The following is a 22,806-nucleotide window of genomic DNA, read 5'->3' as shown; positions in this document are numbered from 1 at the left end:
ACAAACTTCCAGCGCTGGAGGGTTCCATATTTATGTGGGAAGCTTCTCCAGCTTCGCAAGGATCGGGCAGTCTGGACGGCCATCACCGGCGCATGTCTGCACCAGATGGGAAAGCGTATCGCGTATCGCTTGCAGGTCCGCGATCTTACGCTCGATTTGCTCCAGATGCTCCTTCGCAATGGCACGCACATCGGCACTTGCACGGTCTTGATCATCCCACAGCGCCAGCAGATTGCGGCAATCTTCAATGGTAAACCCCAGCGCCCGCGAGCGTCCCAGAAATGCCAACTTGTGCATGTCGCTTTCGCGGAAACTGCGGTAGCCGTTTGTGTCGCGCAGCGGTGTGATCAGGCCGATATCCTCATAGTACCGTATGGTTTTAGCAGGTAGGTTGGATTTCTTTGCAACTTCGCCGATGTTCATTATCGCTCTCCTATTCTGCTGCTGCGGGCACAAGCTTGCCAGTATCATTGCGTATAGTTTGCCCTTCCGCAGTAGCAGGTGATATCCACCGCAACCGGAGCGCATTGGACAGCACAAACACACTCGACAGCGCCATGGCCCCCGCGGCTAGCGCGGGCGAGAGCATCAGGCCCGACAGAGGATAGAACACCCCCGCCGCCACCGGGATCAGCAATGCATTATAGCCGAAGGCCCAGAACAGGTTCTGGCGGATATTGCGCATTGTGCGTTTGCTCACATGAAGCGCGTTCACGACCCCGTTCAGGTCGCCCGACATCAGCACCACATCCGCAGCTTCGATTGCCACATCGGTGCCAGTGCCGATGGCCACCCCCACATCCGCATGGGCCAAGGCAGGTGCGTCGTTGATACCGTCTCCGACAAATGCCACCTTGCGCCCGCCCGCTTGCAGCTGTTGTAGTGCTGCGACCTTGCCCTCCGGCAGGACCTCGGCCACGACCGTATCAATGCCCAACTGTGCTGCAATTGCTTCCGCCGTGGCCTGATTATCACCCGTGATCATCGCAACCTTAAGTCCCAGCGCGTGCAGTGCCTCGATTGCCTGCGCTGTGCTGGGTTTGATTGGGTCAGACACTGCAATAATCGCGGCAAAACGCCCGTCAATTGCAGCATAGAGCGGGGTCTTGCCCGCCTGCCCCAGCACTGTTCCCTGTTCTTGCACGGCATCCAGCGCGATACCCTCGCGCACCATAAGGCGGTCTGCACCGACAAGGATTTCATGTCCGTCAACTACGGCGCTGACACCGTAACCGGTCAACGACTGGAACGTGTCGACAACGCCGAAGGCCAGCCCCTCCTGTTCCGCACGCCGCACAATCGCAGCAGCGATAGGATGCTCGGACGTGCCCTCAACCGAGGCCACCAGCCGCAGCACATCACTCTCTTGGAACCCCTCCATCACCTGCAGATCGGTCAATTCCGGACGCCCCTGTGTCAGTGTGCCGGTCTTATCAAACGCAACGGTTTCGATATCGCCAAGCGACTGCAAGGCATCGCCACGCCGGAACAAAACGCCGAGCTCCGCAGCACGACCCGTGCCCACCATGATCGACGTGGGCGTCGCCAGCCCCATCGCACAGGGGCAAGCAATAATCAGGACAGCCACCGCTGCCACCACCGCAAGACCGAGGGCGGGAGACGGCCCCAGCACCAGCCATGCGACAAAAGTCAGCGCCGCAACGCACATAACCGCAGGCACAAACCAAAGCGTGATCCGGTTGACCAGATCCTGAATGGGCAGCTTGGCGCCCTGTGCCTCTTCTACCATGCGGATGATCTGGGCCAAAGTTGTGTCTCCGCCCACTTTCGTGGCGCGAAATGTCAACGCTCCAGTGCCGTTGACGGTGCCACCGACAACCTCCGAGCCTTCGGATTTCTCGGCGGGCACAGGCTCTCCGGTGATCATGCTCTCATCGACATAAGACGTGCCACGCAACACGATCCCGTCGAGGGCGATCTTCTCGCCCGGTCGCACCTGCACCAGATCACCAACCACGATTTCATCAACAGACAGCTCCACAATCTCGCCGCTCCGCTCCACATGGGCAGTTTTGGCCTTGAGCCCGACAAGCCGCGCAATCGCCTGCCCTGTGCGCCCTTTGGCGCGGGCCTCAAGGAACCGACCCAGCAGAATAAGGGTAACAATGACCGCCGCCGCCTCAAAGTAAACTGCGCGTGTGCCCTCTGGCAGAAGCATCGGCACAAACAAGGCGACAGTGGAAAACCCCCATGCCGCAGACGTGCCAAGAGCTACAAGGGAATTCATATCAGGCGCACCTTTGAACAGCGCGGGGAACCCTTTGAGGTAGAACTGCCGCCCGGGGATCGCAAGAACAAGGGTCGTCAGGACAAACTGGATCACCCAGTTGAGCCCCATGCCCATCGTGTCCATGATCCACATGTGCAGCGCAGGGATAAGGTGACTGCCCATCTCAAGGACGAACACAGGTAGGGTCAACGCTGCGGCCAGCAGTGTCATCGTCTTGAGATGTGCAGCCTCGGATGCCTTGCGGTCGCGGGTATCGTCCGTGTCGCCCTCATCCGTGATCAGCCGCGCCGGATAACCGGCAGCGCTCGCCACCTGTGAAATCTGCGCAGCAGAGACACCAAGTGCCTGAACTGTTGCGCGCTCCTGCGCCAGATTGACAGAAGCCATCACAACACCGGGCACTGCGCCAAGGGCGCGTTCAACCCGCCCGACACAGGACGCACAAGACATATTTTCGATTGAAAACCTGTATGTTTGCAGCTCCGCAGGGTAGCCCGCGTCTTTGAGCGCAGTGACGACAGGCTCCATATCGGACCCTTCCGCCATCACAACTGTCGCCGTCTCTGCCGCAAGGTTTACCGATGCCGACTGCACCCCAGCTACGGCCAGCAACGCTTTTTCTACCCGCCCTACACAAGAAGCGCAGGACATCTCGCGGACATGGAATGTGGTCGAATTTTCGCTGCTCATGGTGAGGCTCCTATTCTGTCTCACATAACAGATAGGGCTTCCAGTAGCTGGAGGGTCAAGGGCTGATGTGGATTTAATCTTCGTGCTGTTTAATGCGGCGGGTTTCGACCGGCCTGAACATCACGCTCCCGCTCGGGCCAGGTGGAGCGGATATAGGCGAGGATATCCCATATCTCGTCATCCGAAATTATGCCCTCAAAGGCAGGCATGCCGCTGTTGAATCCGGTCACACCCATCGCGGCCAAAGCCGCTTGCCCGCCCTGCTTGGTATACTCGAACAACATTGCATTATCGTGATGCCATGTATGGCCAGACGCATCATGCGGCGGTGCTGGAAGGACGCCGTCCTCTCCGGCAGAGCGCCAATCCGGCTGGCCTTCCAAATTCACCCCATGGCAAGCAGCGCAGTTCGCGGCATAGAGCATAGCCCCTGCCGCGATGTCGCGCCCCTCCAATTCGTGATCAGCATTTGCAGCGCTTGCGCAAACCATCAGGACCAGTGCCAGCTTTCTCATGCAACCGTAACCCATGTGCGCATGCCACCCACCGCGTGGCTCAGCATATGGCAATGCAGCAACCATTTGCCCGGATTGTCAAAGACACAGATGACATCACGGCTGGCTCGCGCTTCCACCAGCGTGGTGTCGCGCAGATCCCCAAGGGCATCGTCTGCACCGACCTCATAAAAGTGGTGGCCATGCAAATGAATGCCATGCGGAAAGGAGGTATCGTTGACCAGCGTGATCCGGACCGTCTCGCCCCTTTGAAACGCGCCGAAAGGCTCCGGTTGCAGATCGGAGACGTTGTTGAAGGCCCAGATGTTGTCACCCCCGTGCCGCCCGCCCATGGCACCGCCCATCATGGTAAGGGTCAAGTGCTGTGTCGGCGTGTCCGGTTCCGGCAAGTCCGGCGCAGCAAGGGCCGCAATCGCGGTTGGTTGTCTGTCGGCATTCGCCCCCACGGCAGCAAGGTCGGCCAATCGGAACGAGCCGTCACGCATCAGCATATCGAAGGCGACATCCGCCTGCACATCTACGATTAGATCAGCGCGCTGTGCAGGGGCCAGTGTTATAGCTGTCAAAGCGCGCGGCGCAGGAAGCGCCATACCGTCGAGCGCCACAATGGACCCCACAGCCCCGCTTATTTGCAATGGAAATACCCGATTGGTCGCCGCATTGATGAGCCGCAAGCGGACGCGGTCCCCGATGCTGACCTGCGATTGGGATAAGAACCCGCGTGCAAAATTCCCCATATAACCGCCATGGGCTACACTGTGCATGTCGGAAAACTCGTCAATGAGGCTACCGTCTTCCTGCAACCTCCAATCCGCGAGAAGCACAGTAATGTCATGATCCACGTCCGGCGGCACATCATCCTCGATAATAAGCGGTCCCATCATGCCGCGTGCCACCTGCTCATGCGAAATGTAATGCGAGTGATACCAGTATGTGCCGGAATCCGGCGGCACAAAGCTGTAGGTCATCCGCGCACCCGGCTGGATCAGCTCCTGCGTGAGGACAGGCACCCCATCCATCACGTTTTCCAGCCGTATACCATGCCAGTGAACGGCGGTGCCCTCCTCAAGCGCATTCTCGACCTCCACCTCCGCCCGAATACCACGGCGCAGGCGTAGCTCGGGCCCTGGCATCCCGCCATTGAAGCCCAGCATCGCCGTCGTCCCTTCGCCCTCGGGCAAGACCTGCTGCAGAACCGCTTCGGCTTTCAACCGCAACATCTCCCCCGCCGCAAAAACAGTGCGAGGCAGAAATGCGAGCGCGCTGGTCGAAGTCAAAAAAGTCCGTCTCTTCATGTAAACCTCATGTCGGCAAAGCGAGTGTGGATGTCAGAACCGCGGTAACAGCCAGCACAGTCAAGATAACGCCCCATTCGATGGAAATTGAGCGCGACAGATGCCCTGCGGCATGCGGATCGCCCGCTTTGAGCGCAGGAATAAACCGCAGCTTGTTTGCAGCCCCCAAAGCAAGCAATCCGACAACAAACAGGACCTTCAAGATCATCGCCTGCCCGTATCCTGTGCCCAGCAGCGCAGCAACTGAGCCCACAAGCATATAGCCGAGGTAGACGCCGACAACGATCAGAGCGGGAATTACTCCCCGTGCGACAATACCGAAGCGATGTCCAAGATCTGCGGCCCTTGGCCAATGCGCGGGCACAGTTGCGAGCCGTTTAAGGGGAATGAGTATTCCGAGCCAGAATGCGACAGCCCCCAAATGCAGCACCAGTGCGCCATCAAGAAGTGCCGTATCTCGGGTCGATACATGGCTTATCAACGGGAATGACCACAGCGCAATAACCCCGCCAACGCTTGACAGTACAAGGCCCCTACGGCCCATAAACAGCCCGACAATCAAAAGACCAAGGCCCAATACGCGGCACAAAAGCGCCGTGCCAACCGAAGTGCCCCAGAGAAGCCCCAGCATCTCTGGATCGGTCATCCCGCTCGCATCACCGGTCAGATTGGCTCCACCAAGGGAAAAGGACAAGACAGCGGCGGCAAGCCCCAGCACTCCAAAGGCAATTGCAGGCCCTTTGTAGCGGTCCGTCTTGAAAACCAAAGCAACAATAACCGTGCCGACCGCCGTCAGGACGCCCAGATATAGGGCCATCTTGGTAATGATCGCTGCAAGCCCCCAGATATCCAGCATACTTACTCTACAACAAAGCTAAACGAGCCGGTCATAGCATGTCCGTCAGCCCCCAATCCGCGCCAGTCAATGACATAGGCGCCGCTCCCCATGGGTTGCATTGGCACGGTAAAATCAATCTCCATCCCCTTATAGGCGCTCAGGTCAAGATCGACAGACGCGTGATCCGCATGCGTCATACTCACCCGCGTTAAGCGGATATCGTGCAAAAAGTTCATGACAACTTCAGCAGGAGCTTCGGTCAAAACCGCCTCATGAGCCGGTGTAGTCTCGTCCATGGCCGAATGCGCCAAAGCGCCTGTCGCGAAAGCGGATATTATGCCCGCAAGCAGTATATTTTTCATTTTCATTTCCTCATAGGCCATCAGTTGATCCCGTTGGCACGTTGCAATTCTCGAATGTAGGCGGTGATCAATGTGACATCCCCGCGTGTCAGCCCCTCGACCGCCGGCATGTCGCCAAAGGGCCAGTGATGCGCGCGCACGCCAAGAGACACGGCCCGCTGGAAGCTTTCGTCCGCATGGTGGCTGGGCTCATAAATGATGTGAACAAGCGGGGGTGCGATACCCTCCCGCCCTGCCGCGTTGATCCCGTGACAGGCGGCACAATTCGCATCATAGGCCCGCTGCCCGATCTGCGCATTTTGCGTCAAAGCGTCGGGAAGTGCGACACTGACGATCTCAGCACCCTCAACGGAGCCGACCGAACCGTCAGCAGATTCGTCCCCCCCGAGTGGCAAGTAGATCAACCCGACACTCAGCACTGCGATAACCACTGCGGCGGCTATTATGAACTTCATCACTGCATCTGCCTCTCACTAATTTTTTGAAGCAGGGATACGCGTTCCAGCAGGTGGAAGGTCAAGACTTAAAATATCAATCAATATGAAAAATAACGACTTACAAGTATACCTAAAATTTCCTCGTTTGTATGGAAGGACTGCAAGTTAAGCTTGGTTCGCCGTGAGCCAGATCAACATTACTTCATACAAATTATCATAAACGGCCCTTACCGGCCATTCACCCATTGATCGCCTTGCTGCGGTGCGGCCCGTCAGACCGGCCATTCGCTGCAACCGCGAAATCAAGAGGGTTGCGAATTCACAGAGTGCGGACAGACTTGCCGTTCGGCCTCCTGAAATGAAGTGCCGCTCTCAACAATTTCCGGACTTTCAGCGCCGACCGCGAATTGTACCCTCACAGACGCGCCAACTTATCCGAGCTAACGGGTTGGTCCAATCCTTCACGGGCAAACCGAACTTCGCCTCCAATCGCAGATAGCTGGCAGGTACAAATTTGACGCCTTATCCTATACACTTTGATCAACAAGTGAAAACGATCACACTGGTCCTGCTGACAAATAGCGCCCTTACTCCCACTCCATCTCTTCATAAGTGGCCTGTGCGTTGCGGCCTGCAAGGCTCTTGAACTGGTCGAGATAGGCCCAGGCCGATTGGTCGATCTTGGGCGCGTCGATGATATCACCGCCCTCGTCGATCAGTGCGCCGATATGTGTGCGCAGGTTCACCAGATAGTCGTAGGTATCGCGCCGCGCCGTCTCAAGATCAGTGGCATGGCCATGACCCGGCACGATATGGGCCGGATTGAAGGCGGCCATCTCGTCAAACACCTCGACCCAGCTTCGCGTGTTGCCTGCCGGTCCATAACCCAGAAGCCGCTCGACATAGACGATATCGCCGGTGAACATCACGTCGCGCTCATCAAGCCAGACAAAGCTGTCTCCCAGCGTGTGGGCAGGTCCACGATGCATAATCTCAAAGCTGAGCCCACCGATTTCGAGCGTGTAATCCGTCTCAAAAGTTATGTCGGCATAGGCAGGCTCGGTCCTGTCCAGCTTTTCGCCGATGAGTTGGGACAGCATCGTAAAATGCAAGGATTCCCGATCCTTGTGATCGGCAACGGCTTCGGTCGACGCGATCACCTTTGCGCCTTGTGCTTGCCAGTGCCCATTCCCAAGCCAACGGTGGTCCTGTCCGCCCGTATTGATGACATAGACCACCGGCTGGTCGGTGACAGAACGGGCCGCCGCGTGCAGCATTTCTGCGCCCTTGAATGACCCGCCCGGGTCCATCAACACCGCCCCCTCGGGCGTCACCACCAGTCCGAAGGTCGCGTTATTGGCAAGGTTTTCCGGGTTTCGTTGCTCATGTGGGCCGACGATGGCCCAGACGTCGTCCGTGACAGGCTGGATTTCCAGAACATCCGCGAGGGTGGGGACAGGCAGGACAAGAACGGCCAGTGTCAGGACAATATGTTTCATCGAAGAACCTTAATGATTGTGAGGGTTCTGGCCAGAGGCCAGTGCCAGATGATGGGCTTGATGGTGCATACCTACGGTCATCAGGCCGATAAAGCCAAGGCCGCGAATGCGAGCGGTGTCTGGCCCGATGACCGTCATGACAGCGCCTCCATCGGTTTCTTCAGCTTGCATGTTCCAGCCCTCCACGCCGTTCATTGTGGCGACATGCGCCACCGTCATCGCACGGATTGAAGCGATGACGGCCGGATCGGTCGACGTGACGGTGAACTGCGCCCCGCCGTCGAGCTCTTCACTGAAGACATCGGCGCGCAGGGTGACATTGTCCATGTCGATCAAGTGTTGGCGCAGGCCCTCAATGTCCACCTTGCTCCAGTCCGTCGCGGGATCGGCCATCAGCACGGCGGTGATTTCCTGAATAGCGGCAAAGGCGGATTGTCCGCCCTCGCGCAGAGTGGTGGATGCGGTCCCATGCATTGCCGGATCATGCGCGGCAGCCTGCTCGACGGCAGGAAGCAACAGCATTGCACCCGCAGGGATTGTGATCTCGTCCACATGACCCGAGCGCGCGCCATCTCCCGAGACAAAATGCAGATGTAGCTTCTCGCCAGGGTGCGAGGCGACGCCCTCCAGCGCTTCACCGGTGTAGACGCCGACAATCTCGCCACTTGCGCCAGGTTCTTCATAGGCGTTCATCGCGGGCAGCTTGTTGGCATGACCGCCGCCGTGACCACCCAGTGTGCCATGCGCCGGGGCTTCTCCGGTCACCACATGCCAGACCAATTGCGGAAAGCTGCCCTGAACGCGGATCGGAAACCCACCTTCAGGATCAAGGCCAATGCTTTGCGCCTGCATTTCGATGAAGTGGGTCAGGCGCTCGGGTGCCATATCGTGGGGGATTTCGAAAGAACGCCAGTCGGCCACCGTTCCAAATGCGAGAATAACCGCTTCCTCCCCTGCCATTGGTCGCGTCAAGCGTGCCTCCGGATCATCACCGCGACTGACGAGTACTGCTCCGTCAAGCATTACCACTTCGCCACGTAGGCCAGCAGTCGCGCCAACGCCCCAGGCAGACGGGACGGTCAGCGTATCCAGCGCAATGGCACCTCCGGTCTCACCGGTGCGCATCATGTGGCGGAAGTTACCGTGGGCCGTCAGCTCTTGCGCGAAGGCAAGGCAGGGCAAAGTGGCTGCAAAAATGGTTAGTGGGATCAGTTTCATCGGGTGTCCTTGCGTTCTACGTTGCGCCCTTATTGCAGTTTGACCATCCACAGCATATGATCGTGATCATGCCCCCCACGCTTGAAACCTTGTTTTCCGGATCACGATCCGTTCATCTCGCTGATGGTGCAGTCCTGTTCCGCAGTGCGGCGCCTGTATCTGAGATTTTTTTGGTGAGCGCAGGGCAGATTCATCTGATCCGTCATACGGTGCATGGCGTGAAAATGGTTCTGCAGCGGGCGAGGCAGGGAATGGTCGTGGCCGAAGCCTCTGCCTATTCGGACAACTATCATTGCGATGCGATTGCTGCGACGGACTGTATCGCTTTGGCGTTGCCGAAACCCGCATTCCTGTCGGCAATAGCCTCCAATCCGAGCCTTGCGGCGGTTTGGGCGGCAACCCTGGCGCGCGGCGTTCAGGCCGCACGGATCAAATCAGAAATCCGGTCCCTGCCCAAGGTGGCCGAGCGGCTTGACGCCTGGCTTGGCGAAGGAAACCGACTGCCGGAAAAAGGCCATTGGCAGGACGTGGCGAATGAGCTCGGTATCACACGTGAGGCGTTTTATCGCGAGCTGGCGCGACGGAAGAAATCCACGCTATGATCGCATTAGGCGTTACACAGCCAAAGTGCAGCATCAGTCAAACTGGGCTAATTGTGTTGAAAAACTCCGGATTTTGGATGCCGCAATTTTTCGGAAAGAACCCGTGAAACCCAAAAGTCAGATGATATCTGCCATGAGGCGCAGTGAGCTGATGCATGAGGGGCAGAGGGCCAATTTGCCCGAACCCCTCGCCTCAAAAATTCCGTCGCGCCGTACGGACATAAATTTCGCCGATTTTGCCAAAAACGGAGTTTTTCAACACAATCGGCTCACTGCCGACCTTCGCTGCGTTTGCACAACAGAAAAAACTGGTTGATGCCCTGAGCGTCCGCTTCCTTCTCGCTGCCCTTTCGATTTCGCACCTGCAGCGAATGTCGGCAATCCCGCCCAAGGTTAAAGTAATTACATCGATACCAGATCGCAACGGATGGAAAGCACCAATCAATGCAACAATGGCCGAGAATAAGCTATTTCTGCCCGCTCAATCATTCGTTTGACCGTCCTCAAGCTCGGCCCCCCGATATCGCCATGACACGACAGAATGATCTCTTCGATAACTGCGACCGCCTCATCAGGAAGATTATGCGCTCTACCCAGACGCTGCGCGAAACCGACAAGGTGCTGTTTTGACACCGGAGGCAATTCCAGCGGCGGACAGCGGCTCAAAAGGGGCTCAGGAAGGCCGCGCAAACCATTCGCCGTCAGCACCCACCCCACCCATGAGAGATCAAACTGGACGCGGTAGTAGGGGCATTGCCAAGTCGAAGCCGTCATTCTTTCCAAAAGTGGCAAGAGCCCATCGGTCAAGCTGAACCGCAGCCCCTTATCTGAGTTCACGTCACCCGCCTTTTCCACCTCATCAACAACAATGATCGGATCGGCACATCTTTCTCTGAGGATTGTCTCAACGATCTTACCAGGCCCGGCACTGCCCCAGCCACGCTGTGAGCCGATAAGTGCAAAGCTTGCAGGCTCACCGGTAGCCTCGACGACGGTAGTCGGCACTTCGAGCAGTTTACCAAGCCTCCGCGCCCAGTGGGATTTGCCGATACCCGGTGGGCCGAGAAGCAAAAGTGGCGCAAACTGGATGCTGGGACGGCCCTCGCGAACGGATTTCCGCATCGAGTGCTCGGTGGCAGGCGCCATCCAAGGCATCTCCTCGTGCAGGGTCGCGGCAAGGACATCTGCATCGTATTCGTTAGAGATCCTTGAGACTGTCGCGCCGTCCTGCAGTCTACGAAGGGCATTCCGATCCTCTGTTTTCAGGTGCTGCATCCCTGTCGCTGCCTCTTGCAACTCGACATATCTCAAAGCGCGCCTCTCGATCTTGATCTTATCTTGAGTTGAAAGAGAGTTCACAGAAAGGTCGAAAGTTTCCGTCGGGCCATCTTCTGCAAATCTCTCAATTTGTTCGGCGGCACATCGCTGCTCGCGAAAGCCTCTCAGAAATCTGGAGAACCTCCGTTCAAGATCGGCGACCGTAGGGGTTTTGTCGAAGAAGCGAATGTTCGCGATCGGGATGTTTGATTTCAGCATGTTGGATTCCTTTCAGATCCCAGCACACAGCTTTGCTATGCACCGGTTGCCAGACCGAGGGTCGGACAAGGGTTTTGATATGAAAGGCTCCGGAGCCTTGGAACGGAAAGTGAACAAATGAAGAGGCTGTGTCAACGTAGGCGAGGGGCCACTGTAGATGCTTGTCTACAGTGGCCCCTCAAAACTTCCAGATCACCAGAAATTAAAAAACACTTTAAAACAATGCCTTAACTTCAACTGGCAAAAATAGCATAGTAAAGTGGCAGACTTTTTACCCCGTTTGGCAGAAAATAGGGTGTCTTTTCAACAAACCGCTAAAAAATCACCAGATCACCCGCACTTGCTGTGGCCACAGCTACCGCATGTCATGCATCCCTCGACCATGCGCAAATCAAATTGCCCGCAGCTGCTGCACGCCTTGCCGCGGGGCTTTTCAAGCCCGACGACTTTGGCTTGAGGGTCGGATTTCAGCCCCATCCCCTCGCCCGCGATGAAGCCTGTGGTGATCATATGCTGTTCAATCACGCCACCGATTGCCGCAAGGATGGAGGGGATGTATTTGCCGCCCATCCATGCACCGCCACGCGGGTCAAACACGGCTTTCAGTTCTTCCACGACAAACGACACATCGCCGCCCCGGCGGAACACGGCCGACACCATCCGCGTGAGCGCTACAGTCCAGGCGAAGTTCTCCATGTTTTTGGAGTTGATGAACACCTCGAACGGGCGCCGATGGCCGCCGACAACCAGATCATTCACCGTGATGTACAGGGCATGTTCGCTATCGGGCCATTTGATTTTGTAGGTCGCCCCTTCAAGTTCCTGCGGACGGTCCAGCGGATCCGACATATAGATGACGTCGCCGTGGGGCGCTTGCGGTTCCTCGCCATCGTGGCTGACAACTTCGGGTGCCTCTTTCTTATCTTCCGAGACGGACAGAACCGAGCCTGTCACATCGTTGGGGCGGTAGGTCGTGCAGCCTTTGCAGCCCGTGTCCCACGCCTCCATATAGACCTCTTTGAAGGTCTCGAACGAGATGTCTTCGGGGCAGTTGATCGTTTTCGAAATGCTCGAGTCGATCCATTTCTGTGCCGCGGCCTGCATCTTGACGTGCTCCAGCGGAGCAAGCGTCTGGGCGTTCACAAAATAGTCGGGCAGTTCTTTGTCGCCGAATTTATCGCGCCACATCTGCACGGCATAATCCACGACCTCCTCTTCGGTGCGGCTGCCGTCTTTCTGCAGAACCTTGCGGGTATAGGCATAGGCAAACACCGGCTCGATCCCCGATGATACATTGCCCGCATAAAGGCTGATCGTGCCCGTAGGCGCAATCGAGGTCAGCAGCGCATTGCGGATGCCGTGCTCACGGATCGCCGCGCGCACGTCATCATCCATGGCGCGCATCGTGCCGGACGCCAGATATTCATCCGCATCGAACAGGGGGAATGCGCCCTTCTCCTTCGCCAACTCCACCGAGGCCAGATACGCGGCGCGGGCGATCGCGTGCATCCATTGCTCCGTCTGACGCGCCGCCTCGTCCGAGCCATAGCGCAGGCCCAGCATCAACAGCGCATCGGCCAGCCCCGTCACCCCAAGGCCGATCCGGCGCTTGTTCTTGGCCTCGCGTTGCTGCGCTTCCAGCGGGAATTGGGATACGTCCACAACGTTGTCCATCATCCGCACAGAGGTCGCGACCAGCTTGTTCAGCGCCTCAACGTTCAGCTCGGCCGCTTCCTCGAATGGGGAGGACACAAGACGTGCAAGGTTAATCGAGCCCAGCAGGCATGCGCCATAAGGCGGCAGGGGCTGCTCACCGCAGGGGTTGGTGGCCGCGATGGTCTCGCAATAGCTCAGGTTGTTCGCCTCGTTGATGCGGTCGATAAAGATCACACCGGGTTCGGCGAAATCATAGGTCGCCTTCATGATCGCGTTCCACAGGTCCAGCGCCTTCACGGTCTTGTAGACCTTGCCATCGAACTTCAGATCCCAATCGCCATTCGCTTTGACCGCGTCCATGAACGGGTCGGTAATCAGCACGGACATGTTGAACATGCGCAGACGGGCCGCATCCGATTTCGCGGTGATGAACGCCTCAACATCGGGGTGGTCGCAGCGCATGGTCGCCATCATCGCCCCGCGGCGCGAGCCTGCGGACATGATCGTGCGGCACATCGCGTCCCAGACATCCATGAAGGACAGCGGGCCAGAAGCATCCGCCGACACGCCCAACACATCCGCGCCTTTAGGGCGGATGGTGCTGAAGTCATAACCGATGCCGCCACCCTGCTGCATGGTCAGCGCCGCCTCTTTGAGCATATCGAAAATGCCGCCCATGCTGTCGGGCACGGTGCCCATGACAAAACAGTTAAACAGCGTGACCTTGCGGGCCGTGCCTGCGCCTGCGGTGATGCGCCCTGCGGGAAGATATTTGAAATCCTCCAACGCGTTGTAAAACGTCTCTTCCCAGCCGGATTTATCATCCTCGACCTGTGCCAGATCATGCGCAATGCGGCGCCATGTGTCCTCAACCGTGACATCCTTGGGCGTGCCGTCAGCGGCTTTGAAACGGTATTTCATGTCCCAGATTTGTTCAGCAATAGGGGCGGCGAAGCGGGTCATGAGCGATTCCTTTAGATTCTGTCAGGGCGGATGCAGACAATAGCGTGAACCGCGAAAAACGCCACCGCTCATTCAGCTAAAAATTCGCGGCAAACCACCACAGTTTGCATCTGCGCCAGTTTGCCCTACCTTATGCTGTGGCTCAGGGGTGAGTCTGTGGATAATTCGGTGGGTAAGCCTGTGAGCAACAAATTCGTCAATCTCATCAAGCTGTCTGTCGGCACAGAAAGCATCGACCAACTGGCCGCATGGCAGGATCATCGTGCGTCGCTGGCCCCGGATGGTCTGTACTATCATCAAACCCGCCTGTGGCCCAAGCGCGAGCCCGAGATCATCAACGGCGGCTCTATCTACTGGGTCATCAAGGGCGAGATTTCGGCCCGCCAGCGCATCATACGTTTGGATGAAAAGATCGGTGCCGACGGCATCCGCCGTTGCGGCATTGTGCTGGACCCAAAGGTCATCCCCACGGTGGCCGCGCTCAAACGGCCGTTCCAAGGCTGGCGATACCTCAACCCCGAAGACGCGCCTGCCGACCTGCCCGAAGGGCGCAGTCAGGAACAAGCCCTGCCGATGGAGCTGAACCGCGCCCTCGCCGATATTGGCGTGCTCTAAGCGACCCGCGCCAGCAGCGCGTCCAATGCGGCACGCTGCTCCGCGTTTACCTGCGCCACCTGTGATTGCCACAGCGTCGCTTGCGATTTCAGGATCAGCCCGTCCGACAGAATCTTAAGGTGGTTGGCCAGCAGCGTCTCCCCTGTCGAGGTGATGTCGGCGATCGCCTCGGCGGTCTCATTCGCCACGGTGCCTTCGGTCGCGCCCTGGCTGTCGACCAACGCATAGTCCGCCACGCCCGCACCGCGCAGAAATTCACGCACCAGACGGTGGTATTTTGTGGCGATGCGCAAACGGCTGCCATGCGCCGCCCGAAAGGCGGCGGCGGCGGCGTCCAGATCATGCAGCGTATCCACATCCACCCAGCCCTGCGGCACAGCCAAGATCAGATCGGCATGACCAAAGCCAAGCTCGGCCACGCTGGCGACTGTCTGCTCCCACAGGGGCAGTTTTTCATGCACCAGATCGGTGCCCGTCACGCCCAAGTGGATGCGTCCTGCTGCCAATTCACGCGGGATTTCACCAGCCGAGAGCAGCACAAGCGATACGCCCTCGATCCCGTCCACCACGCCTGCATACTCACGCTCGGACCCGCTGCGGGCCAGATGGATGTCGCGGGCGGCAAACCATTCAAACGTTTTTTCCATCAACCGGCCTTTGGACGGCACACCCAGTTTCACACTCATGTCGCAGCCTCCAGGTCCAGCATCACACCGGGGCGCATCACGCCACCCACGGCGGGGATTTCACGCCCCCCGCCCAAGCGCCGCGTCAGCGCGTCATAGCGCCCGCCTGTGGCCAGCGGCGGCAGGTCCGTGCGGCCCGATGCCCGAAACCCAAAGACGAAACCATCGTAATATTCCATCGAAGTGCGGCCATAGTTTGCCTCGAAAACCAGTGTGCTTGTATCAATTCCGAGGGCCGACAACGCGCTTTGGCGCGCCTCTAGGCGGGCCACGGCGGGGCCAATCGCGGGCATCTTTTCGGACAGGTCCTGCAACAGCGCAATCGCCTGCGGCATCGGCGCTGAAACATCAAGCAATGCGTCGATCAACGCCACATCGCCGGCGGCCAGCGGAGCCACATCTGCATCCGCGCGCAATGCGGCAAGGCGGGCGTCAATCTCGTGCTGGCGGCGGGCGCCTACCAGTGGCGCAGACAACACGGGCGGGCCAGAGGACAGCAACGCCTGCCGCGCTTCGGATACAGGCGTGTTGCCCGCGTATTGGTCCAGCAGCTGACGGAAGCGGCGCGGCCGCCAGATGTGGCGCATCAACGCGGCCTTGCGGATCACGCTGGTGTCCAATCCGTCAACAGCGGCCATGAGCAGACCAATGTCGCCAGTGGTTGCGCGCACATTCAGACCACTCAGCGCATCCGCGATCAGGGCAAACACCTCGGCATCGCTGGCGGCGGGGTCGGCGCGGTCAAAGATCTCGAACCCGACCTGCACATATTCATTGGCCCGCTCGGGGTCGTTTTCCTGACGGCGAAATACCTCGCCCGCGTAGGTATAGCGGGCGGGGTCAGCACCTTCCGCCATATGCATCTGCACCACGGGCACGGTGAAATCAGGCCGCAGCATCTGTTCCCCGCGCAGCGCGTCCGAGGTCACATAGGCACGGGCGCGGATGTCTTCGCCATAAAGGTCCAGCAGCGTGTCGGCGGGCTGCAAAATCGGAGGCTCAACGGCGATGGCACCGTTGGCCTCGAACACGGCACGCAGCGCGGCCGCTTTTGCGTTGGTCTGCAAACGGGTTGGCATTACGAATACAGCTCCAGAATTTCGCGCACCTTGGTGACCAGATCGCCGCGCGGCACCTCATACTGGCTGGGGCGGTCTTTCCACTCTTCTAGTGTTGCGTTCTCGGCCAGCTTGGCCCCCAGCACCAAATCCTTGATCTGCACCATGCCTGCGGCGTTCTCTGCCTCACCCTCAATGACGGCGACGGGGCTGTGGCGCTTGTCCGCATATTTCAGCTGGTTGCCGAAGTTCTTCGGATTGCCCAGATAGACCTCGGCACGGATGCCCGCCTGACGCAGCTCCGTGACCATGGCCTGATAATCCGCCATGCGTGCCTTATCCATAACGGTGACGACAACAGGTCCCTGCGCGGCTGTGTCCAACCGCCCTTTGGCCTGCAAAGCGGCCAGCAAACGGTCAACACCGATTGAAACGCCCGTGGCAGGCACTTCCTGTCCCGTGAACCGCTTGACCAGATCGTCATACCGCCCGCCCCCCGCGACAGAGCCGAAGTTGCGCGCACGCCCTTTGTCGTCGGTAATCTCGAAAGTCAGCTCGGCCTCGTAGACGGGACCGGTGTAGTAGCCAAGGCCGCGCACGACCGATGGGTCAATCTCGATCCGGTCGGGGCCATAGCCGCCAGCGGCCAGCAGATCCGCAATTGTCTCAAGCTCGCTCACGCCTTCGGCACCGACGGCACTGTCGCCGACCAATTCACGCAAACGCGCACAGGTGGCGGGGCCGCTGTCGCGCTTGGCCTGCATAAAGCCCATAACGACATCGGCACTGGCATCGTCCAGCCCTGCACCATCCGTAAAGTCACCACTGTCGTCCTTGCGCCCCGCACCCAACAGCGCACGCACGCCGTCTGGTCCCAAACGGTCCAACTTATCAATCGCGCGCAGCACGATCCCACGCTCGGCCTCTTTGTCATCGCCCGACAGGCCCGCGACTTCCAGCACACCATTTAGGACTTTGCGGTTGTTCACACGCACAACATAGTCGCCCCGCGCAATGCCCACTTCCTCAAGACAGTCGGACAACATCGCGCAAATCTCGGCATCTGCCGCGACCGACGGTGCGCCGACCGTATCGGCATCGCATTGATAAAACTGGCGAAACCGCCCTGGCCCGGGCTTTTCATTACGCCAGACAGGGCCCATCGCATAGCGGCGGTAAGGCGTGGGCAAATCGTTGCGGTGCTGGGCATAAACCCGCGCCAGCGGCGCCGTCAGATCATAACGCAGCGCCAGCCAATCGCCGCCCTTGTCGCCATCCGCATCCTCTTGCCACGCAAAGACACCCTCATTGGGGCGATCCACATCAGGCAAAAATTTACCCAGCGCCTCGACACGCTCGACCGCCGCACTTTCCAGCGCATCAAAGCCGTAGCGATGATAGACAGCGGCAATCTTAGCCAGCATTTCAGCACGCTGTGTTACCTCTGCACCGAAATAATCGCGAAACCCGCGTGGCGTTTCCGCCTTGGGGCGCGGGGTCTTTTTGGGCTTTGCCATGACATACCTCTGGACGCAAAATTCTGCTGTCGGCCATAGCGGATGGAGCCACAAGGAGCAAGCACACACCCCGATCGACCTTCTTCGAGCACGCAAAAGACGGGCGCCAAAAATGTCGTCATGGCCCTTGGGGCCATGTCCGGGCGGTCACGCCCCATTGCGTCCGCGGGCGCGGGGGCGTATGCGCCGGATATGGAAAAACTCGAAGAACAATTGGCGCACCTGCTGCGCACGGTCGACGATCTGTCGGATATCGTCACCCACCAGCAAGACGAGATTGACCGCCTGAACCGCCGCGTCGAGATGTTGATGCGCCGCGAGGGAGAGCGCGACGCCGCAGGCGGCGGTGGCGTCATCGTGGGCGACGAACGGCCGCCCCACTATTAACGACCTCTATTTGCGGGCGCTGGCCAGCACCTCGCCGTTATGCACCAGAAACTCTTTCCAGCCCTTGTTGTGTTCGCCAAACTCATAGGCGCTCACGAAAACGGTTGTGCTGTCCATCTTGGCCATGTTCTTGCCGCACGGCTTGTTCTTGGCTGCGCGGCAGACCTTTGACTTGAGCTTGTCATAGGCCTTGTCCGTGGCGGCATGGGGCAAAAATTTGCCTGTCGGGCCAAACCGCAAGTCCTCATAGAATGATGGCACGCCCAGCAACGCATTGGCAGCGGTGAACTGGCGCGGGCATTTATCTTCAAAGCCGGTGATATAAAAGGTCCGCCTGTCGCGGATCCCGTGTTTACTGTCAAAGAGCGCAAAGCCACGGCGGCCCGTTCCCTCGACCTTGGTGCCCAGCGGCTTGCCACGGGCATCGCAGACCCGTGCAATCTGACCGAAGGGCAACACGGTACCATAAGCCACATCAGAGGCATCCGGCCCCGTGCGTGGCGCGTCTTTCTTCTTCAGCCCGCCGCCGAACAGCCCGATGCCACGCTTGCGCTGGCCCAGTTCTTCGCGGGGTGTGACGGCTGGATCAGGCAATGCGGCCAATTCGACCGACGCAGAGACAGTGGGCCGTGTTTCAATCACCACGGCATCCGCAGGCAGGTCTGGCGCGGCGTCGGCTTTTGCCTTCGCGGTTGCTGCGGCCACAGCTTCGGGGTTCGCGTCCGCGCCGCGCTTGATCAACCCGCGCAAGAATCCACCCATTTCGGGTTTGGCCGTTTTGGGCGCTGCGGCAGGTGCGGCTGCGATTGCAGCTTCGGCTGCGGCATTTTCGCCTTCCGTCGCGGCCGTGCCAAAGAAACCGTCGCGGGCGACTTCATCCGCCTCGGGAACAACCGCTGCTGCCGGATCTGTCTGGGCCACGTCCACATCGCCAAGCTTTGCAATACCGCTCAGCGGATCACCACAAGCGCCAAGAAAGGCGACAACCGACAATACTGGTACAATGCGCACGCTGCTACTCCCCACTCATTCGGCGTTGGTTTAACGAAGCGTTAAGGAGACGTCCAGCAGGACACCCCTGCCCTGCGCCGCGTCTTGCCGATCGGGTCAGATTTCTTCGACTTCGACAACACCGCCCAAGGACCGTATCGCGCCTTTGATCTGCGGGGTCACGGGGAATTCAGCGCCAAGGTCGACCTCGACCTCACCCGGCAGTGCAGGATCCATCAAGGTCAGATGCACTGGGCCTTTGCCCGCTGCCCTGGCCGCTGTACGCGCCCCCTCCAACACCTGACTGACAGCCGCAATCGCGGAGGGCGATTCAATAAAGATGCGCAGCCCCATGCCACCAACGTCTGCCACTGCCATTTCAATCGGGGCAACACTGCGCCCCAGCAGTTTGAGCTGGTCACTCTCCATTGTTGCCTCAACCGTGACGACAACCTTCGACCCCGTCTCAAGATGGGCGCGGCAGGCTTCCAATGTGTCCGAAAACAGCGTGACCTCATAAGCGCCGGCAGGGTCCGACAGCTGCGCAAAGGCAAAGCGGTTGCCACGTGCGGATTTCCGCTCTTGCCGCCCCGCGACCACACCCGCAAGACGCGCATTCATCGCGCCACGGTCCGCGACCTTATCGGTCAGCTCGTCCAATGTCAGGAAGGGCACGCCACGGTCGTTGCCCCACTTGCGCTTGAGCGGCCCCATATAGTCATCCAGCGGGTGCCCCGACAGATAAAAGCCCACGGCTTTGAACTCTTCGGTCAACCGCTCGGGCGCTTCCCAGTCATCACAGGGCATCATACGCGGCTCTGGCAGATCATCGCCCGCCTCGCCGAACAGCGACACCTGATTGGATGCCTTTTGTTCGTGAATAGCCGCGGAATAGGCAACCAACCCGTCCAGCGCGCCAAAGACGCGGCGGCGGTTGGGGTCCAGCACATCAAACGCGCCAGAACGGGCCAGCATTTCAAGCGGGCGTTTGCCCACACGTTTCAGGTCCACCCGCCGCGCCAGATCAAACAGCGTGGCAAAAGGTTTATCCGCCCCCTCAACCTTGCGCCCTTCGGTGATCAGCTTCATCGCCTCGACGCCTACGTTCTTCAACGCGCCCAGCGCATAGATCAACGCCCTGTCCACAACCTTGAACGTCGCATCAGAGCGGTTCACGCAGGGCGGCACCCACGGCAGTTCCAGCCGCTTGCGCACTTCCTCGAAATAGGTGGCCAGCTTGTCGGTCAGGTGGATATCGCAGTTCATCACACCGGCCATAAATTCGACGGGGTGATTGGCCTTGAGCCACGCCGTCTGATAGCTGACCACGGCATAGGCCGCCGCGTGGGATTTGTTGAATCCGTAGTTGGCGAATTTCTCCAGAAGGTCAAAAACCTCCGAGGCCTTCTTCTTGTCGACGCCATTCTCCATGGCGCCTTTTTCGAACTTGGGCCGTTCCTTGGCCATTTCCTCGGCGATCTTTTTACCCATCGCACGGCGCAACAAGTCGGCCCCACCAAGCGAGTATCCCGCCATGACCTGCGCGATCTGCATAACCTGTTCTTGGTAAACGATAATCCCCTGCGTTTCCTCAAGGATATGGTCAATCGAGGGGTGTACGGATTCGCGTTCTTTCTGGCCGTTCTTCACCTCGCAATAGGTCGGGATGTTCTCCATCGGGCCGGGACGATACAGCGCCACCAAGGCCACGATATCCTCGATGCAGGTCGGTTTCATGCGCTTGAGCGCATCCATCATGCCGCTGGATTCCACCTGAAATACAGCAACGGTCTTTGCCGCGGCATAAAGCTTGTAAGACGCCTCATCATCCAGCGGGATCGTCGCAATATCGTCGATCAACCCTTGCGGCGGCTCGAACAATTCGGTCCCGTCTGCGGCTATATGCAAATGGCGGCCAGATGCTTTGATCTGGTCCACCGCATTCTGGATTACGGTCAGGGTTTTCAGGCCCAGAAAGTCGAACTTCACCAGCCCCGCTTGCTCGACCCATTTCATGTTGAACTGGGTGGCGGGCATATCGGAACGGGGGTCTTGGTACAGCGGGACAAGCGCGTCGAGCGGTCGGTCCCCGATCACAACACCCGCCGCGTGGGTCGAGGCGTTGCGCAAAAGCCCTTCGACCTGCTGGCCGTATTCCAGCAGACGCGCCACGACCTCTTCGTTGCGTGCTTCTTCACGAAGCCGAGGCTCATCGGCCAGCGCCTTCTCGATCGACACGGGCTTCACGCCCTCAACAGGGATCATCTTGGACAGACGGTCTACCTGCCCGTAAGGCATCTGCAAGACGCGGCCAATGTCGCGCACGGCGGCTTTGGAGAGCAGCGCACCGAAGGTGATGATCTGCCCCACTTTGTCGCGGCCGTATTTCTTTTGCACGTAACGGATGACTTCCTCGCGCCGGTCCATGCAAAAGTCGATGTCGAAATCGGGCATGGAGACACGTTCGGGGTTCAAGAAACGCTCGAACAGCAGCGAGTAGCGCAGCGGGTCCAGATCGGTAATCAGCAGCGCATAGGCCACCAGACTGCCCGCACCAGAGCCACGGCCCGGCCCCACGGGAATACCCTGATCCTTGGCCCATTTGATGAAATCAGCAACGATCAGAAAGTAGCCGGGAAAGCCCATGCCCTCGATAATCTTCAGCTCGAAATCGAGCCGCGCCTCATATTCGGCCACATCCGCCGCATGGGGGATAATGGCCAGCCGCCCGCGCAAGCCTTCCTCGGCCTGACGGCGCAGCTCGGCCACCTCGTCATCGGCAAACTTGGGCAGGATCGGATCACGACGGTAGGCTTGGAACGCGCAACGCTTGGCGATCTCGACGGTGTTTTCAATCGCTTCGGGCAGATCGGCGAACAGGGCGACCATTTCGGCCTGCGATTTGAAGTAATGCTGCGCCGTCAGGCGGCGGCGGCCATCTTGTTGGTCAACGTAAGCGCCTTCGGAAATGCAGATCAGCGCATCATGCGCCTCGTACATTTTCGTGTCGGGAAAATAGACATCGTTGGTCGCAACCAGCGGCAGATCCATCGCATAGGCCATCTCGACAAAGCCGCGCTCGCTCAGCCGCTCTGCCTCGGGCGCACCGCCGTCTTCGGGATGGCGCTGAAGCTCTACATAAAGGCGGTCGCCAAACGCCGCTTTCAACGCATCCATCAACGCCTGCGCTGCGGGTGCTTGGCCGTGTTGCAACAACATCCCCACAGGCCCCATCGGCCCACCCGTCAGACAAATTACGTCTTCGCTATAGGCGGCCAATTCGGCCATCGTGACCTGCGGTAGCGCCCCGCCCTTATCCAGATAAAGGCAGGAATTCAGCTTCATCAGGTTCTCATACCCGCGCTCGCTCTGCGCGAGCAGAACAACAGGCGCCGGCGGCTTTGCCCGTTCTCCGGGTGCGGGGACCACATACTCCAGATCAACCTGACAGCCAATGATAGGCTGCACCCCCGCCCCCGCCATCCCGACCGAGAATTCCAGCGCAGCAAACATGTTGTTGGTATCGGTCAAAGCAAGCGCAGGCATCCCTGCCTTCACGCAAAGATCAGGCAGCTTTTTCAGCCGCATCGCCCCCTCCAGCAACGAATACTCGGAATGGGTGCGCAGGTGAATGAATCGGGGGGAGTTGCTCATCCGTTGATCCTATTACGGATCCCAAACAGCCTCTACA

Annotated in this window: 19 protein-coding genes; 3 read left to right on the top strand and 16 right to left on the bottom strand. The window is 59.0% G+C overall.

Annotated elements, in window-relative coordinates; all coding sequences use genetic code 11:
- Positions 1 to 30: 30 nt before the first annotated feature.
- The 9 genes from cueR to ABMC88_RS15450 form a co-directional block, all read right to left on the bottom strand.
- Complete coding sequence (gene cueR / locus ABMC88_RS15490; RefSeq protein ID WP_349577801.1) at positions 31 to 423, bottom strand: Cu(I)-responsive transcriptional regulator; 393 nt, start codon at positions 421 to 423, stop codon at positions 31 to 33.
- Positions 424 to 433: 10 nt separating this feature from the next.
- A complete protein-coding gene (locus tag ABMC88_RS15485) occupies positions 434 to 2,941 on the bottom strand; it encodes a heavy metal translocating P-type ATPase (RefSeq protein ID WP_349577800.1) in 2,508 nt (835 codons plus the stop codon).
- 89 nt (positions 2,942 to 3,030) lie between these two features.
- Positions 3,031 to 3,456: a c-type cytochrome gene (locus ABMC88_RS15480; protein WP_299415879.1), complete on the bottom strand. Its 426-nt coding sequence runs from the start codon at positions 3,454 to 3,456 to the stop codon at positions 3,031 to 3,033.
- Positions 3,453 to 4,751, bottom strand: a complete 1,299-nt coding sequence (locus ABMC88_RS15475; RefSeq protein WP_299415882.1) for a multicopper oxidase family protein — start codon at positions 4,749 to 4,751, stop codon at positions 3,453 to 3,455. The genes ABMC88_RS15480 and ABMC88_RS15475 overlap by 4 nt, the downstream gene beginning before the upstream one ends.
- A gap of 7 nt (positions 4,752 to 4,758) precedes the next feature.
- Positions 4,759 to 5,607: a CopD family protein gene (locus ABMC88_RS15470; protein WP_349577799.1), complete on the bottom strand. Its 849-nt coding sequence runs from the start codon at positions 5,605 to 5,607 to the stop codon at positions 4,759 to 4,761.
- A gap of 2 nt (positions 5,608 to 5,609) precedes the next feature.
- A complete protein-coding gene (locus ABMC88_RS15465) occupies positions 5,610 to 5,972 on the bottom strand; it encodes a copper resistance CopC family protein (protein ID WP_349577798.1) in 363 nt (120 codons plus the stop codon).
- Complete coding sequence (locus tag ABMC88_RS15460) at positions 5,972 to 6,406, bottom strand: c-type cytochrome (protein ID WP_299415891.1); 435 nt, start codon at positions 6,404 to 6,406, stop codon at positions 5,972 to 5,974. The genes ABMC88_RS15465 and ABMC88_RS15460 overlap by 1 nt, the downstream gene beginning before the upstream one ends.
- A gap of 569 nt (positions 6,407 to 6,975) precedes the next feature.
- A complete protein-coding gene (locus ABMC88_RS15455; RefSeq protein ID WP_299415893.1) occupies positions 6,976 to 7,887 on the bottom strand; it encodes an MBL fold metallo-hydrolase in 912 nt (303 codons plus the stop codon).
- Positions 7,888 to 7,896: 9 nt separating this feature from the next.
- A complete protein-coding gene (locus ABMC88_RS15450) occupies positions 7,897 to 9,105 on the bottom strand; it encodes an acetolactate decarboxylase (protein ID WP_299415895.1) in 1,209 nt (402 codons plus the stop codon).
- Positions 9,106 to 9,173: 68 nt separating this feature from the next.
- Between ABMC88_RS15450 and ABMC88_RS15445 the strand changes: the two genes are divergently transcribed.
- Entirely contained in the window at positions 9,174 to 9,707 is a 534-nt protein-coding gene (locus ABMC88_RS15445; RefSeq protein ID WP_299415898.1) for a Crp/Fnr family transcriptional regulator, read from the top strand.
- 441 nt (positions 9,708 to 10,148) lie between these two features.
- Here the strand turns inward: ABMC88_RS15445 and ABMC88_RS15440 are convergent, their stop codons facing one another.
- Positions 10,149 to 11,243, bottom strand: coding sequence for an AAA family ATPase (locus tag ABMC88_RS15440; RefSeq protein ID WP_299415901.1), 1,095 nt, complete (start codon positions 11,241 to 11,243; stop codon positions 10,149 to 10,151).
- A 330-nt stretch (positions 11,244 to 11,573) separates the two neighbouring features.
- The gene (locus tag ABMC88_RS15435; RefSeq protein WP_349577797.1) at positions 11,574 to 13,862 is read right to left on the bottom strand and encodes an adenosylcobalamin-dependent ribonucleoside-diphosphate reductase; all 2,289 of its coding nucleotides are present in this window, start codon (positions 13,860 to 13,862) and stop codon (positions 11,574 to 11,576) included.
- Positions 13,863 to 13,994: 132 nt separating this feature from the next.
- On the opposite strand from ABMC88_RS15435, the gene ABMC88_RS15430 reads away from it, so the two are divergent.
- Entirely contained in the window at positions 13,995 to 14,477 is a 483-nt protein-coding gene (locus ABMC88_RS15430) for a DUF1489 family protein (protein ID WP_349577820.1), read from the top strand.
- Here the strand turns inward: ABMC88_RS15430 and hisG are convergent.
- Genes hisG through hisS form a run of 3 tightly spaced genes read right to left on the bottom strand, consistent with a single transcriptional unit; the run spans position 14,474 to position 17,738 of the window.
- Positions 14,474 to 15,163 carry an ATP phosphoribosyltransferase gene (gene hisG / locus ABMC88_RS15425; RefSeq protein ID WP_349577795.1) on the bottom strand — a complete coding sequence of 230 codons (690 nt, stop codon included), beginning with the start codon at positions 15,161 to 15,163 and terminating at the stop codon, positions 14,474 to 14,476. The genes ABMC88_RS15430 and hisG overlap by 4 nt on opposite strands.
- Positions 15,160 to 16,242, bottom strand: coding sequence for an ATP phosphoribosyltransferase regulatory subunit (locus ABMC88_RS15420; protein WP_349577794.1), 1,083 nt, complete (start codon positions 16,240 to 16,242; stop codon positions 15,160 to 15,162). Before ABMC88_RS15420 ends, hisG begins: the two co-directional genes overlap by 4 nt.
- Complete coding sequence (gene hisS / locus ABMC88_RS15415; RefSeq protein ID WP_349577793.1) at positions 16,242 to 17,738, bottom strand: histidine--tRNA ligase; 1,497 nt, start codon at positions 17,736 to 17,738, stop codon at positions 16,242 to 16,244. Before hisS ends, ABMC88_RS15420 begins: the two co-directional genes overlap by 1 nt.
- 192 nt (positions 17,739 to 17,930) lie before the next feature.
- On the opposite strand from hisS, the gene ABMC88_RS15410 reads away from it, so the two are divergent.
- A complete protein-coding gene (locus ABMC88_RS15410) occupies positions 17,931 to 18,125 on the top strand; it encodes a SlyX family protein (protein WP_349577792.1) in 195 nt (64 codons plus the stop codon).
- Between the two features lie 6 nt (positions 18,126 to 18,131).
- Here the strand turns inward: ABMC88_RS15410 and ABMC88_RS15405 are convergent, their stop codons facing one another.
- Both ABMC88_RS15405 and dnaE read right to left on the bottom strand, forming a co-directional pair.
- Entirely contained in the window at positions 18,132 to 19,136 is a 1,005-nt protein-coding gene (locus ABMC88_RS15405) for a hypothetical protein (RefSeq protein ID WP_349577791.1), read from the bottom strand.
- A 96-nt stretch (positions 19,137 to 19,232) separates the two neighbouring features.
- The gene (gene dnaE / locus ABMC88_RS15400) at positions 19,233 to 22,769 is read right to left on the bottom strand and encodes a DNA polymerase III subunit alpha (RefSeq protein ID WP_349577790.1); all 3,537 of its coding nucleotides are present in this window, start codon (positions 22,767 to 22,769) and stop codon (positions 19,233 to 19,235) included.
- Positions 22,770 to 22,806: the final 37 nt, after the last annotated feature.

The organism is Sulfitobacter aquimarinus (assembly GCF_040149565.1).
Classification (GTDB): domain Bacteria; phylum Pseudomonadota; class Alphaproteobacteria; order Rhodobacterales; family Rhodobacteraceae; genus Sulfitobacter; species Sulfitobacter aquimarinus.
Note: the sequence above shows the minus strand (reverse complement) of the source record. Positions and strands in the feature narration are given on the sequence as shown.

Excerpts from the sequence above, each read along its gene's own strand:
- ABMC88_RS15420 (WP_349577794.1), bottom strand. The coding sequence starts at position 16,242 with ATGCCAACCCGTTTGCAGACCAACGCAAAAGCGGCCGCGCTGCGTGCC.
- dnaE (WP_349577790.1), bottom strand. The coding sequence starts at position 22,769 with ATGAGCAACTCCCCCCGATTCATTCACCTGCGCACCCATTCCGAGTAT.
- ABMC88_RS15460 (WP_299415891.1), bottom strand. The coding sequence starts at position 6,406 with ATGAAGTTCATAATAGCCGCCGCAGTGGTTATCGCAGTGCTGAGTGTC.
- ABMC88_RS15440 (WP_299415901.1), bottom strand. The coding sequence starts at position 11,243 with ATGCTGAAATCAAACATCCCGATCGCGAACATTCGCTTCTTCGACAAA.
- hisG (WP_349577795.1), bottom strand. The coding sequence starts at position 15,163 with ATGAGTGTGAAACTGGGTGTGCCGTCCAAAGGCCGGTTGATGGAAAAA.
- ABMC88_RS15430 (WP_349577820.1), top strand. The coding sequence starts at position 13,995 with ATGCTGTGGCTCAGGGGTGAGTCTGTGGATAATTCGGTGGGTAAGCCT.
- ABMC88_RS15480 (WP_299415879.1), bottom strand. The coding sequence starts at position 3,456 with ATGAGAAAGCTGGCACTGGTCCTGATGGTTTGCGCAAGCGCTGCAAAT.
- ABMC88_RS15445 (WP_299415898.1), top strand. The coding sequence starts at position 9,174 with ATGCCCCCCACGCTTGAAACCTTGTTTTCCGGATCACGATCCGTTCAT.
- ABMC88_RS15465 (WP_349577798.1), bottom strand. The coding sequence starts at position 5,972 with ATGGCCTATGAGGAAATGAAAATGAAAAATATACTGCTTGCGGGCATA.
- ABMC88_RS15455 (WP_299415893.1), bottom strand. The coding sequence starts at position 7,887 with ATGAAACATATTGTCCTGACACTGGCCGTTCTTGTCCTGCCTGTCCCC.
- ABMC88_RS15470 (WP_349577799.1), bottom strand. The coding sequence starts at position 5,607 with ATGCTGGATATCTGGGGGCTTGCAGCGATCATTACCAAGATGGCCCTA.
- ABMC88_RS15485 (WP_349577800.1), bottom strand. The coding sequence starts at position 2,941 with ATGAGCAGCGAAAATTCGACCACATTCCATGTCCGCGAGATGTCCTGC.
- cueR (WP_349577801.1), bottom strand. The coding sequence starts at position 423 with ATGAACATCGGCGAAGTTGCAAAGAAATCCAACCTACCTGCTAAAACC.
- ABMC88_RS15410 (WP_349577792.1), top strand. The coding sequence starts at position 17,931 with ATGGAAAAACTCGAAGAACAATTGGCGCACCTGCTGCGCACGGTCGAC.
- ABMC88_RS15450 (WP_299415895.1), bottom strand. The coding sequence starts at position 9,105 with ATGAAACTGATCCCACTAACCATTTTTGCAGCCACTTTGCCCTGCCTT.
- ABMC88_RS15475 (WP_299415882.1), bottom strand. The coding sequence starts at position 4,751 with ATGAAGAGACGGACTTTTTTGACTTCGACCAGCGCGCTCGCATTTCTG.
- hisS (WP_349577793.1), bottom strand. The coding sequence starts at position 17,738 with ATGGCAAAGCCCAAAAAGACCCCGCGCCCCAAGGCGGAAACGCCACGC.
- ABMC88_RS15435 (WP_349577797.1), bottom strand. The coding sequence starts at position 13,862 with ATGACCCGCTTCGCCGCCCCTATTGCTGAACAAATCTGGGACATGAAA.